4 protein-coding genes are annotated in these 14,896 nt (G+C 51.6%); all 4 read left to right on the forward strand.

The annotated features are described in order from the left end of the window. Position 1: 1 nt before the first annotated feature. Positions 2-637 carry an urea amidolyase associated protein UAAP2 gene (locus tag NDI45_RS16885; RefSeq protein ID WP_190791624.1) on the forward strand — a complete coding sequence of 212 codons (636 nt, stop codon included), beginning with the start codon at positions 2-4 and terminating at the stop codon, positions 635-637. A gap of 7 nt (positions 638-644) precedes the next feature. Next, positions 645-4,319, forward strand: a complete 3,675-nt coding sequence (gene uca / locus NDI45_RS16890; RefSeq protein ID WP_348248017.1) for an urea carboxylase — start codon at positions 645-647, stop codon at positions 4,317-4,319. A gap of 435 nt (positions 4,320-4,754) precedes the next feature. After that, positions 4,755-9,806: a PAS domain-containing protein gene (locus NDI45_RS16895; protein WP_348248018.1), complete on the forward strand. Its 5,052-nt coding sequence runs from the start codon at positions 4,755-4,757 to the stop codon at positions 9,804-9,806. A 138-nt stretch (positions 9,807-9,944) separates the two neighbouring features. Next, positions 9,945-14,876: a PAS domain S-box protein gene (locus NDI45_RS16900; RefSeq protein WP_348248019.1), complete on the forward strand. Its 4,932-nt coding sequence runs from the start codon at positions 9,945-9,947 to the stop codon at positions 14,874-14,876. The last annotated feature ends 20 nt before the right edge of the window (positions 14,877-14,896 follow it).

Consider the following 14,896-nt stretch of genomic DNA (forward strand, 5'->3'; position numbering starts at 1 on the left):
CATGACGACAACATCAACCCAGCTCGATCCCAAAACTGCAATTTACGACGAAGTGGTTCCTGCCCGGCATCCCTGGTCGCGGGTGCTCAAGCAGGGACAGATCATGCGAATCGAAGATCTGGGCGGCAATCAGGCAGTTGATTTCCTGGTTTACAGTGCTGATGATCCGTCTGAGCGTTACAGTGCCCAGGATACAACCGTGGCTCAGGGCAATCTTTATCTGACGACGGGCAGCAAACTGATTTCAAATGATGGTCGAGTGCTGATGACCATTCTGAATGACACCTGCGGACGACACGACACCTCAGGCGGAGCCTGTAGCTGCGAAAGCAATTCGGTGCGGTTTGGACTGGACAAACGCTATCAGCACGCCTGCGTCGAAAATTTCCTGACTGCGCTCGCACCTTACGGTTTAGGCAAGCGGGATATGGTGAGCAACATCAACTTTTTTATGAACGTCCCGGTTTCTGAGGACGGTACACTCGAAATTGTGGACGGCATTTCTGCCCCTGGCAGCATTGTTGACCTGCGAGCAGAGATGAATACGCTGGTTGCGATTTCAAACTGTCCCCAGATCAATAATCCCTGTAATGCGTACAATCCCACGCCGATTCGGATCATTATCTGGGAAGGGTAGAAAACCAATGTTCACCAAAGTTCTCATTGCCAATCGCGGCGAAATTGCCTGCCGGATTATTCGGACACTCGATCGCCTCGGTATTGCATCGGTGGCAGTGTATTCAGACGCAGATGCTCATGCTCAGCATGTCATGATGGCAACCGAAGCTGTGTGGATTGGTGCATCCCCAGCGGCAGAAAGCTATCTCCGGTTCGATCGAATTCTGGAAGCAGCACAGCAAACCGGAGCGCAGGCAATTCATCCGGGCTATGGCTTTTTGAGTGAGAACATTGAATTTGCTGCCGCCTGTGAAGCCGCAGGCATCGCGTTTATCGGTCCTACCCCTGAGCAGATTCGTGCCTTTGGATTAAAGCATCGGGCACGTGAACTGGCAGAGCAGCATCGAGTGCCGCTTGTGCCTGGAACTGGGCTGCTCGAAGATGGGGAGATCGCAAGAAAAGAAGCGGGGGCGATCGGCTATCCGGTGATGCTGAAAAGCACGGCAGGCGGCGGCGGCATTGGTATGCAGGTTTGCTTCACTGAAACAGAGCTAATTGATGCGTTTGAAAAAGTAGAACGTCTGAGTCAAGCAAATTTTAAGCAAAAAGGAATCTTTTTAGAGAAATATATTCAAACGGCAAGACACATCGAAGTTCAAATCTTTGGAGACGGTTGCGGTAATGTGATTGCGCTGGGAGAACGTGACTGTTCGACACAGCGACGCAACCAGAAAGTGATTGAAGAAACCCCTGCCCCTGGAATTAGCGATGCGCTGAGGCAGCAGCTTTCTGACTGTGCGGTGCGACTGGGACAGGCAGTCAATTACCGATCGGCGGGCACGGTTGAATTTGTTTTGGATGTGGACCAGCAGCAGTTCTACTTCCTGGAAGTGAACACTCGCCTCCAGGTCGAACATGGCGTGACGGAGATGGTCAGTGGGATTGATCTCGTCGAGTGGATGGTGCTGCTGGCGGCAGGTGATACTGCTTTTCTGCACGATCGTCCGCAGTTTCAGGGACACTCGATCCAGGTGCGAATCTATGCCGAGGATGCCCACAAAAACTTTCAGCCGAGCGCAGGCTTATTGAGTGCCGTTCGTTTTCCAGACCGGGTTCGCTGCGATGCCTGGATTGAAACCGGAACAGAAGTGACGCCCTTTTACGACCCGCTGCTGGCAAAGGTGATCGTACAGGGCAAAACGCGAGAAGAGGCGATCGCCCAACTGCAAACCGCCCTTCAGGCATCAGAGATTGCAGGCATCGAAACTAATCTGGCCTATTTGCGGCAGGTGATTGCCAGCCCTCAATTCGTCAATGGATTAGTTAGCACACGATACCTGAATCAGTTTCAATACCAGCCGCGCACGATCGATGTTCTCAATCCTGGAACCTACACCACCATTCAGGATTATCCTGGGCGCACGGGCTACTGGGATATCGGCGTGCCGCCCTCAGGCCCAATGGATCATCTGGCGTTTCGTCTGGCAAACCGGATTTTGGGCAACCCAGAATCTGCAGCAGGGCTGGAATGCACCGTCATGGGTCCCACGCTGCACTTTAACTGCGATACGGTCATTTGTCTCACCGGAGCGGCGATGAAAGCCACGCTCAACGGTCAGCCCGTGCCCTACTGGGCTGCAGTTCCTGTTACCGCAGGCAGCACGCTCAAACTAAGAGCGATCGAGGGAGCAGGCTACCGCACTTATGTTGCCGTCCAGCACGGATTTGACGTGCCCGAATATCTGGGCAGCCGATCGACCTTCACCCTGGGGCAATTTGGCGGACATAGCGGACGCACCCTGCGAACTGGAGATGTCTTGCGGCTCGAAACGGGCAGCGCATCCGCATCATCTGGCACAGTTCCTGACCCTCTAGCTCCTGCCCCCCTACCAACCGAGCTGATTCCGTCCTACACCCACGAATGGAAAATCGGCGTACTCTATGGACCTCACGGTGCCCCTGACTTCTTTACCGAAGCGGATATCGAGATGCTGTTCTCCACGCGCTGGCTCATTCACCACAACTCCGCCCGCACTGGAATCCGGCTAATCGGACCCAAACCCCGCTGGGCAAGAACCGACGGTGGCGAAGCCGGGCTTCATCCCTCTAATATCCATGACAATGCCTACGCGATCGGCACGATCGATTTCACCGGCGATATGCCCATTATCCTGGCACACGATGGCCCCAGCTTAGGCGGCTTTGTCTGCCCTGCCACGATCGTCCAGTCCGAACTCTGGAAAATCGGACAGCTCAAACCCGGCGACACCGTGCAGTTCTACTGCCTCACTGCCCAAGAAGCCCTGGAGCGAGAACGATCGCAGGATCACCAGATCGAAACGCTCCGCAGTCAGGCAGCGCAGGAATCGTCTCCCTCTCCATCCCCTCCTTTCCTGATCTCTTCCACCCACTCACCGATCCTCCACCACCTCCCCCTCTCCTCCACTCAAATCGCAGTGGCCTATCGGCAGTCCGGCGACAAAAACCTGCTGATTGAATACGGTCCCTTAGTCCTCGATTTAAACTTACGGTTTCGGGTTCATGCCCTGATGGGCTGGCTAAAGGCAAATCATTTTCCGGGCATTATCGATCTCACCCCCGGAATTCGATCGCTTCAGGTTCACTACGATAGCCGTGTGCTGCCAGTTCAGGAGCTTATTGAAAGATTAATTGCCGCAGAGTCTGAGTTGCCTGACATTGATGCGATGCAGGTGCCTACTCGGATTGTGCATCTACCTTTGTCCTGGGACGACGAATCGACGCAGCTTGCAATTCAGAAATATATGCAGTCGGTGCGACCCGATGCGCCCTGGTGTCCCAGCAATATTGAGTTTATTCGCCGCATTAATGGCTTAGACAGCATTGAGCAGGTGCGGGATATTGTGTTTAACGCGAGCTATCTAGTGTTGGGCTTGGGCGATGTCTATCTCGGCGCACCCGTTGCCACTCCCCTGGACCCGCGCCATCGGCTCGTGACGACAAAATACAACCCTGCCCGCACCTGGACACCCGAAAACGCAGTGGGCATTGGCGGAGCCTATCTTTGTATCTATGGCATGGAAGGTCCGGGGGGCTATCAGTTTGTGGGGCGTACCGTTCCCGTATGGAATCGCTACCGAAGCACCCAGGATTTTACCCAGCCCTGGTTGCTGCGCTTTTTTGATCAAATTCGCTTCTTTCCCGTTTCACCAGAAGAATTGCTACGTTATCGGGAAGACGTGATTCAGGGCAAAGTCAAGCTTGACATCCAGGAAGAAACCTTTAGTTTGCAGCAGTATCAGAACTTTCTGGGGGCGAACGCAGAAGACATTGCTGCCTTTCGAGCCAAACAGCAGGCTGCTTTTGCGGCTGAACGCGATCGCTGGGCTGCGGCAGGAGAATTTACCCAGCAAGAAATTTTGGAGGCGGCTCAGCCCGAAACCGAAACGTCTGAAACCCTGCTTCCCGATGATGTAGAAGCGGTGGTGAGTCATATCTCTGCTAACGTCTGGCAAGTTCTGGTACAGCCTGGCGATCGGGTTGCTGAAGGCGATCGTCTCGTAATTCTCGAAGCGATGAAAATGGAAATTGCTGTGGATGCAGAGTGTACTGGGACGATTACCGAGGTATTTTGTCGATCGGGGCAAACCGTAACCGCAGGGCAATTGCTACTCGCGATTCAGCCTGTGAACCAAGGGGAAGGAAATCAGTACTCTCGATAAGGGCAGCAAGATCATTTGTCCAGTGGGTTGTGTTGCAAAAACCTGGAAGAGGGATACCGAAAACGGCTAGAAACGGATCTCCCTGACCCACAACGGGGTTGGGTCGTTTGTTAACAGCCCAATCGCTCCGCAAAGTGCCGACCAAATCTTGTTTCCTGAATGTAGCGTTCCCCCGCCCGAATAGAGCAGAAATAGACGTTCAAGGGTGAATCAGTAAAGGGTGAGGTAGCCAAGGGTGAGTCAGTAACCTTTCTCGCCTACCTTACCATTAACCCAATTCTTGCGACACAATTGACTTCTGTCATCAAGCATTATTTGCTACAAAGCCTTATGCATGGTTGCGGATATAGGTCTTCCGTCTTGAGATGGATTGATTGCGTATCTTTGACAGGATTTAATTGATGAAAGCCATATGGGCATACGGGCAGTACCTCAATGAAGCGCGATAAAACTGGCAAGTTCACTCAGGCTTGGCGGGGAGAATCCAAACAAGCAGTCAAGTTATCTTTAACGAACACTGCCTGGCAGTTGCTTGAGCAACAGTCAAAAGAGATGGGCGTTTCTCGCTCTGAGCTGGTTGAGCGGTATGCCCGGCACTCTCAGTGCCACTGCTGTGCTGGAAATACAATTACTTCTAACCATGGAAAGGCAAGCTGTCTCTCCGAATCTGTGACAGTGCCGGATACTCAATTTCCAGAAGCACTGCTGGCAAAACAAATCGCTGCATTACAACAGCACAATAAACAGTTGCAGGACCAGGTTGCTGAGCTTCAGCAAAGGATTGAAGCGTTGCGATCGCAGGAACAAACGGACGAACGGCAATGGCTAGAAGCAGTGCTCAATCTGCTGCCGACTCCTTTGATTCTGGTTGACCCAGAGCAACAGCGGGTGATCTTCTCCAATCAAGCCGCCAACGCGATCGCAGGAATCAATATTGCTAAGGATATTGGGGCAACTTATATTGGGGCAACCTACAACAGAGATTATTACTGTACGGACTCAGCAGGACAAATCATTCCGTCGGAGCAGGTTCCGGCAGTACGAGCGACACGGGGAGAGAAAATTGCCGGGGCTGAAATTAATTGGCATACTCCGGCTGGCATTTTCCCGCTACTTGTTGACGCGGCGGTATTGCCCGCCCTGTACGATCGTCCACCCATTAGCGTTGTCGTCTTTCAAGACATTCACGAACGAAAGCAAATCGAGGAACAACTCAAAGAAAGCCAACGCTTCATTCAGCAAGTTGCAGATGCAACCCCCGGAATTCTCTACATTTATGACCTGATTAAACAGCACAATGTCTATGTCAATCATCAGATTGGAGAAATTCTGGGATATCCTGCTGACGAAGTTCAGGCAATGGGCAGCTTGCTGTTTTCAGCGCTGATGCACCCAGACGATCTCGAAACGCTGCCAGCTCACCTAGAGCGATTCGATCGTGCCCAGGATGGCGAAGTCATTGAGTGGGAATACCGGATGCGCCACGCCAATGGTGAATGGCGATGGTTATGGAGCCGAGATCTGGTCTTCTCGCGAACGGAAGCAGGCACACCCCACCAGGTGATTGGCATTTCCCACGATATTACTGACCGCAAGCAGGCTGAATTAAGTTTGCGAATTACAGAAGAACGCCTATCTCTAGTATTACAGGCAACCAATGACGCGATTTACGATCGCAATCTCAAAACAGATTCGGTTTGGTGGAACCAGGCATACGATCAACTGGTGGGTAAGCGACCTCTGGAATGCAATTCTTCCCGGTGGTGGATTGAGCACCTTCACCCAGACGATCGGGATCGGGTGACAATAAGCTTTGAAGCAGCTTTAACAAGAGGCGATGAACGCTGGAGGGATGAATACCGCTATCAGCGAGCAGATGGAAAGTATGCAAACGTTATCGATCGCGCCTATATTTTGCGGAATGCAGACGGAACACCAGAGCGATACCTGGGAGCAATTTCAGATGTCACTCATATCAAACAGGTTGAAGAGGATCTGAAACAAACGGAGGAGCGACTTCAGCTTGCTCTTTCCTCGGCTCGAATCGTGGCTTGGGATGTGGATTTGAAGACAAATCAGGTCATTTGCTCTCCCAATGCGCTGAACGTTTGGGGAATTCAAGCTGGAACCGCAGAAGATTTTTTCTCTAGCATTCATTCTGAAGATCGGGAACGGATCATTCAAGGCTTGGAGCGGGCAAAAGCTGGGAAGGAACAGCACTGCCAGGAATACCGCATTATTCGTCCTGACCAGACAATCAGTTGGCTTAACAGCCAGGGGCGAGTTTATTTTGACCAGCAGGGGCAGGCAACCCGATTCGTTGGAGTTTCGGTTGATATTAGCGATCGTAAACAAGCCGAAGAGGCAGCGGCTCGATCGGCAGATCGCACGGCTCGCCTACAAAACATTACTGCCGCCCTTTCCGAAGCCCTGACTTCCAGTGATGTCGCAACGGTAATTGTTGAGCAAGCCTTAGCTGCGCTGGGAGCCTGTCGCGGCTTAGTGATGCTGCTAAGCACCAATGGAGAAGAGCTAGAACTGCTTGGTTCAATCGGACATCCTCCCAATGCTTTGTCGATGTGGCAGCGGTTTCCGATAACGTCTGCTGTGCCGCTTGCTCATGTAGTGCAAACTCAAACTCCCGTTTTCCTGCAATCTTTAGATGAGGCGATCGCCGCCTATCCTCAACTGGCTTCTTTGCAAAACAGTATTTCCTCAGGTGCGATCGCCGCCATTCCGCTCATTGCTGAAAATAAAGTTTTGGGTTCGCTAGGCATTGGATTTACAGAAGCCCACTCTATCCACGAAGCAGATCGGGCATTTATCCTTGCCCTGGCACATCATTGTGCTCAAGCGATTCGTCGGGCACAGCTTTATCAGGCAGAGCAAGAGGCACGGGCATTTGCAGAAGCCAGTGAGCAACGCTTCCGGTGTCTGGCAGAATCGATTCCGCAGATCGTTTGGGTGGCTCAAGCCAATGGATTTACCGAATACTACAACCAGCGGTGGTTCCAGTACACAGGCTTAACTCTGGAAGAAAGCCAGAATGCAAACGGCAGCTTCCGCCATCCGGGTGATCACGATCGCTTTATTAACGCTTGGATCAAAGCCGTCACGGATAAAGATACGCTACAAGCCGAACAACGTCTGAGACGAGCCGATGGGGTCTACCGATGGCATTTAACGCGAGCTTACCCTTTGCTGGACGAGAACGGCGAGATCACGAAATGGTTTGGCAGCTGCACCGATATTGACGATTGGAAGCGGATGGAGCAAACCCAGCGATTTTTGGCTCAGGCTTCCCAGACGTTTGCGGCAGCCAATTTGGACTTGCAAACCATTCTAGACACAGTGGCTCGGCTCGCCAGCGAATTAGCGGGGGATGTTTGTGTCCTCAATCTGATTGGAGACGATGAGCGATCGCTAAATTCTGTCTCGTGCTATCACGCCGACCCAGAAATTCGAGCCTTTCTGAAGGATTTGCTAGAGCAATATCCCCGTCGCATTGATGAAGGCATTGGGGGACGGGTGATGCAGAGCGGAGAACCCCTGCTGATGCCTGTCACTTCGCAGCAAGAGCTTAGTGCGGTCATTAAACCGGAATACCGCCTTTATCTAGAACGGTTTCAAGTTCGCAGTACCCTGCTCGTTCCATTGAAGGTGCAGGGAGAGCCGATAGGGGTGTTAAGCCTCACCCGTCATGCGCCTGCCGATCCACACACGCAAGAGGATTTAAACCTGTTTCAGGATTTAGCAGACCGGGCAGCGATGGCGATCGCCAATGCCCGACTCTATCAGCAGGCAGAACAGGCACGCCAGCGAGCAGAACGAACTGCCGATCGCACCACCCGACTCCAGGCAGTAACGGCTGCCCTTTCCGAGTCATTAACTCCGGTTCAAGTTGCAGAAGTCATTGCCCACCAAACCATGGCGGTGGTGAATGCTGCCTCAGTTCTGGTCGCTTTGGTCACTCCACAAAAAGACGAACTGGAGATTATTCACCATCTCGGCGATGGAATTGCTATTGCTCCAGAATGGCGACGCTTCTCGCTCACCGTTGCTACCCCGTTAACGGATGCCGTTCGCACCGGACAACCCATGTGGGAAGAAACGCTGGAAGAACGCATTGCTCGCTATCCGCACCTGGCAAAAAGCTACGTTCAAGCCAAGTACCCGATCTGGGTCTCTCTGCCCTTGATGATTGAGGGGCAGGCAGTTGGTGGAATATCCGTCACATTTGCCCAGCTCCCCCAGCTTGAGCCAGCCGATCGGGCGTTTATGCTCTCGCTCGCGCAGCAGTGTGCCCAGGCGATCGCGCGTGCCCAGCTCTATGAAGCCGAACAACGAGCCAGAGCGCAAGCCGAAGCTGCAAATCGAATGAAAGATGAGTTTCTGGCAGTGCTGTCCCATGAGCTGCGAACGCCGATGAATCCGATTCTGGGATGGTCAAAATTATTGCAGCGAGGCAACCTGGATGCGAACAGAACCGCGATCGCCCTTGAAACGATCGAGCGCAATGCCAAATTACAAGTGCAGTTGATCGAAGATTTGCTGGACATTTCTCGCATCCTGCAAGGCAAGCTGATTTTAAATCGCTGTCCAATCAGTCCCGCCTCGATTATTAGCGCAGCGATTGACACCGTTCGCTTAAATGCCGAGGATAAGCACATTCAGATCCAAACCCAAATTGCCGCAGAGGTTAGTCCTGTTTTGGGAGATGCAGCGCGCCTGCAACAGGTGGTTTGGAATCTATTATCCAATGCGGTGAAGTTTACGCCTGAGCAGGGTCAAATCGAGATCCAGCTCGCTGCGATGGGTGGGCAAGCCCAGATTCAAGTCAAAGACACGGGAAAAGGCATCAGTGCAGAGTTCTTACCTTTTGTCTTTGATACTTTTCGTCAGGCAGATAGCAGTACAACTAGAACATTTGGAGGATTGGGGCTAGGACTGGCGATCGCCCAGCACATTGTTGAGCTGCATGGGGGTACAATCCATGCGGAGAGTGCCGGAGAAGGGCAAGGTGCAACATTCACAGTCAAACTCCCCCTCGTATCAACCTCAACCGTCCCAAACCAGGAGGCAGCCGTGGTTAATCACACCTTGTCGTTGCAGGGGATTAAAGTCCTTGCTGTGGATGACGAAATTGACAATCTAGAATTAGCGACCTTCATCCTGAAGGAAGCAGGGGCTTCTGTCGTTGCGGTTTCCTCTGCCCCAGAAGCCTTGCAAGTGCTGGCTCAAGCGAAACCTGATATTCTCCTTCTCGACATTGGAATGCCGCAGATGGATGGCTACACCTTGCTGCGACAGGTTCGAACATTGGAGGCTGAACAGGGCGATCGTCCAATTCCAGCGATTGCCCTCACTGCCTACGCCGGAGAAGTCGATCAGCAGCAAGCCCTAGCAGCCGGATTTCAACAGCATATTCCTAAACCCGTTGAGCCAGAGGTGCTCCTACAGGCAATCCTGGGCTTCATTGGCTCCTAGCAAAATCCTGAGCAACAACGGGTATCAGGATAGCGGCAGTACGTTATTCCCAAACCGAAGTCTCAGTTCCTTGCTTAATCCCAACGTGCATTAAAACCGCTGACTTCAATTAATTCCCTTTTTTATACGGCTACGTTCATGTTAGATGCGGAAAAGACAAAAGAACAATTGCTGGATGAATTAGCACAATTACGCCAACGCGTTCAGGAGTTGGAACAGCGTGAGGAACTGTGCAGGCAGCGAGAGCAGACAGCGCACCAAAAGTTAATCCAGGAGCAAGCAGAACGCCGGCGCGATATTCAGTATGCGATCGCCCAAATTCTGGCTGAAGCAACTACGGTGTCCGATGCCCTGCCAGCGATTCTACAAGCGATTTGTGAAACGTTGGGATGGCAATTAGGGATGTTTTGGAGTGTCAATCCCCAAACGAATTGCCTGCACTATAGCGATAACTGGCGATCGCCCACAACTTCTGCTCAGGCCCTGATTGAGTCCAAATTGCAAACAACCTTCGCTCCTGGTGTTGGGCTACCCGGTCGAGTTTGGCTCAATCGTCAGCCCCTGTGGATTTCAGACCCCAAGGAAGACAGCAATTTTCCGAGGGCGGCAAAGGCAGCAGAGGCAGGCTTACGGGCTGTCTTTGGATTCCCCATTGTATTGAGCAATCAAGTCTTGGGTGTGATTGAGTGCTTTTGCGATCGTGTTCAAGAGCCAGATGCAGATTTACTGAATATGATGGCGGCGATCGGCAGCCAGATTGGTCAGTTTATGGAGCGGAAGCGCACAGAAGCAGCCCTCAAAGAAAGTCATGAGCTGTTCCAAAGCTTCATGAACCACAGTCCGATCGCGGCATTTATCAAAGATGAAGCGGGGCGATATGTCTATGCCAATTCGTGGGTTGAGCGAGCCTGTCAGCGATCGCAGGCAGATTTGATTGGCAAAACGGATTTTGAGCTGTTGCCACCTGCCATTGCAAAACAGCTTCGCGAGAATGACTTAGCTGTATTGACCAGTCGTCAGCCAATGCAAACGCTGGAAACCATTCACCACGAGGATGGCGAACACAGCTATATGGCTTTTAAGTTTCCTTTCTGGAATGCGAGTGGGCAGCAGCTTCTGGCGGGGGTGGCGATCGATGTGAGCAAACGGATTCAAGCCGAAGTTGCCTTACAGCAACGAGAAGCCGAACTGCGCCTGATTACCAATTCGCTCCCGGTTTTGATTTCGTTTATTGATACTGAGCAGCGTTATCGCTTCATCAATCAAACCTACGAACAGTGGTTTAGACGACGTGCCAGTGAAGTGTGTGGCAAATATATTTGGGAGGTGATGGGGGAAGTCGCCTATGAAAGCGTTCGTCCTTATGTCGAGCAGGTGTTAGCCGGACATGCGGTTAGCTTTGAGAACGAAATGCACTACAAAGATGTTGAGACAAAGATTATTAGTGCTACTTTTGTGCCTCGGTTTGATCCGCAGGGTAAGGTCGAAGGTTTTGTGGCATTGGTGAGCGATATCACCCAGCGCAAGCAAGCTGAAGAAACGCTGCAACAAAGTGAAGAACGTCTGAGAATTGCTCAACAGGCTGCGAATGCGGGTGTATGGGACTGGGATATTACAACGAATCAGGTGACCTGGTCAGAAGAATATTACCGTCTTTATGGGCTAGATTCAGCCGTCACTCAACCTTCCTATAAAAATTGGCTCAATTCTATTGTTGAACAAGACCGCGATCGCGTTGATCGGGAAGCCCGTCAAGCATTAGAGCATCAGATTGATATCAACGTTGAATTTCGTATCCTTCATCCAGCCCAAGGAGAACGATGGTTAACCGCGATCGGACAAACATTTTATGATGAAAATCGACAGCCCATCCGCATGACCGGAATTGCGCTGGATGTTACCAAGCGTAAGCAGGTAGAAACAGCACTGCAAGAAAGCGAAGCCCGGTTTCAGGTGATTGCCCGCAACGTACCGGGAATGATTTATCGCTATGCGCCCAAGGCTGATGGTTCTGAAGCTTTTACCTACGTCAGCTCTGGCTCGCGTGAACTGCTTGAATTAGAACCAATAAACGTTATCCAGGATGCAGATTGCTTTTGGAATCTGATTCACCCGGATGAACTGCCATCGTTACGAGAATCAGTGGCAATCGCCATCAACAATCGACTGCCCTGGCAATGGGAAGGACGCTTGATTACCCCATCGGGTCGGCTCAAGTGGTTTCAGGGCAAATCTCGTCCAGAGCAAACTGAAGACGGCATGGTGTGGGATGGCTTGTTAATTGACATTACCGAGCGCAAACAGGCAGAACAAGCCCTGCGAGAAAGCGAAGAGTGGGCGCGGCTGGCAATTCAGGTGGCTCGGCTCGGCGGCTGGCGGCTGCACCTGAATACAAACCTGGTTGAAATGGACAAGCGAATGCGTGAAATATGGGGCGAGCCGGAAGATGCGGTGATGATTCCCCTGCCCAGCGTATTGGAGCGGATGCACCCAGACGATCGATCGCGCGTCGCTAATGCAGTGAGTGCAGCGATCGATCCGCAATCAACCGGGAGCTACGAAATCGAGTACCGGATTATATGGAATGACGGCACTGAACGCTGGGTACTTGCGAAGGGGCAAGCCCAATTTGAAGGAGAGGGAGAATCTCGGCGAACGGTTGACTTCTTTGGCACATTGCTGGATATTACCCCTACAAAGCAGCGCGAAGCGGAACGCAAGCAAGCAGAAGCCGCCTTAGCCCAGAGCAATCAAACCCTACAGGCGATCATCCAAGCCTGCCCACTGGCAATTATGGGCTTGCGCTCAGATGGCACGGTGCAGATTTGGAACCCTGCCGCCGCACGCATCTTTGGTTGGAGTCAACAGGAAGTTTTAGGAAAGTTTTTACCCGCAATCCCGGAAAGTAAACGGAATGAGTTTTTAAACAACCTGGCAATCACCCTTCAGGGGCAAGGTTTAGCCGGAGTTGAGGCACAGCGTCAAAAGAAGGGCAATGTCCTGTTTGATGTAGAACTATGGGCTGCTCCAGTTGATGAAACCCAAGCCGGAATTAGCTGTGTATCGGTCGTTGCGGATATTACGGCTCGCAAACAAACCGAAGCGGCTTTGCGTCTCAGCGAAGAACGGCTGCGCAGCTTTGTGGCTGCTAACGTCATTGGAATTTTGTTCGGAGATTTAGAGGGCGGCATTCAGGAAGCCAATGACGAATTTCTCAGGATTGTGGGATACACCCGTGAAGATTTACAGGCAAGAAACCTGAGATGGAGTGATATTACTCCCCCTGAGTATCAGTCATTAGATGAGGAAGCAATTGCTGAGGCGCGGAGACGGGGAGCCTGTGCACCCTACGAAAAAGAATATATTCGCAAAGACGGTCGCCGAGTTTCAGTTTTAATCGGTTTTAGTCTGGTTTATGCAGTGCGAGAAGAAGCAGTTGCCTTTGTTCTAGATTTAAGCGATCGCAAGCAGGCAGAGGAATCGTTACGTCAGAGCGAAGAACGGCTGCGCCTGGCTTTATCAGTAGGTCAATCAGGAATTTGGGATTGGGATATCATCAACAATCACATTACCTGGTCAGAGCAAATTTATCAGTTTCATGGTTTAACCCCCGACACCTTTAGCGGCAAAGTAGAGGATTTTGCAGAGCTAATTCATCCTGAAGATCGTGCAAAAGTCTCGGCAGCCATTCAGCAGGCGCTAGAAAAGCGATCGAGCTATGAAATTGAATTCCGGGTTGTCCAACCTTCTGGGGCAATTCGTTGGCTCTCCACGACAGGAGGTGCTTTTTTCAATGCTCAGGGCGGCCCGGTGCGAATGCTGGGGGCGACAATCGACATTACAGAGCGCAAAGCGATCGAAGCAGAGCGAGAACAGCTCTTGAGACGAGAGCAATTTGCTCGTGAGCAGGCAGAAGCTGCTAACCGGGTGAAAGATGAGTTCCTTGCGGTGCTGTCCCATGAATTAAGAACCCCTTTAAATCCAATTTTGGGCTGGACGAGACTGCTCCGCACTCGCTCGTTTGATGCGACAGCGACCGACCGCGCCCTCGACACAATCGAACGCAATGCAAAACTTCAGTCTCAGCTCATTGAAGATCTGCTAGATGTCTCTCGCATTCTTCAAGGGAAAGTAAGACTAGATGCTCGCCCCGTTGATCTGGTGACCACAATCGAAGCAGCCCTTGAAACAGTGCGACTGTCAGCGGAAGCAAAAGGCATTCAGATTCAGACTGCATTCAATCCTGGGGTTGCACAGACGAATGGCGATGCGAATCGTCTCCAGCAAATTGTATGGAATCTGCTCTCGAATGCAGTCAAATTTACTCGGTCAGGTGGTCGAGTGCAGGTTCGACTCGATCGCATAGGAACCAATGCTCAAATTCAGGTGAGCGACACAGGAGAGGGAATTAGCCCTGATTTCCTGCCTTATATTTTTGACTATTTTCGTCAAGCGGATAGCAGCACGACCCGTCAATTTGGTGGATTGGGGTTGGGATTGGCGATCGTCCGTCATCTGGTTGAACTGCACGGCGGTACAGTGAAAGCGGAAAGCCCGGGCCTTGGAATGGGCACCACTTTTACGGTTCAACTCCCCCTGATAGTATCGACGCTAACACCTCATTTAGAGTCACCCTTACCCACTCAAAAAACGCATCATTTGAATGATATTTGTGTTCTGATTGTGGATGATGAAGCGGATATGCGGGAGCTAATTCGTTTCATCCTGGAAGAACAGGGGGCAACGGTTAGGGTAGCGGCATCCGCAGCCGAAGCCTTGCAGCAAATTTCTGAGTCATTGCCAGATATTGTAATTAGCGACATCGGAATGCCGAAAATGGATGGTTACGCCTTAATGAGACAAGTTCGCCCGAGCTTATCCAAGCAGGGAAAAATGATTCCGGCCATTGCTTTGACTGCCTACGCCGGGGATGTCAACGAGCAACAAGCCCTATCTGCTGGATTTCAACGCCATCTTGCCAAACCAGTCGAACCAGAACAGCTCTTGAAAACGATCGCGCAGGTAATGGCAGAATCATTCCAGCCTCCTAGTCTTTTGAAAAATAATTAGGGTTTTATCATTCACAATGG

Origin of the sequence: Leptolyngbya sp. GB1-A1 (genome assembly GCF_039962475.1) — a bacterium.
Classification (GTDB): Bacteria; Cyanobacteriota; Cyanobacteriia; order Elainellales; family Elainellaceae; genus Leptolyngbya_A.

Coding starts and splice junctions, on each gene's coding strand:
- NDI45_RS16885 (WP_190791624.1), top strand. CDS start 2: ATGACGACAACATCAACCCAGCTCGATCCCAAAACTGCAATTTACGAC.
- uca (WP_348248017.1), top strand. CDS start 645: ATGTTCACCAAAGTTCTCATTGCCAATCGCGGCGAAATTGCCTGCCGG.
- NDI45_RS16895 (WP_348248018.1), top strand. CDS start 4,755: ATGAAGCGCGATAAAACTGGCAAGTTCACTCAGGCTTGGCGGGGAGAA.
- NDI45_RS16900 (WP_348248019.1), top strand. CDS start 9,945: ATGTTAGATGCGGAAAAGACAAAAGAACAATTGCTGGATGAATTAGCA.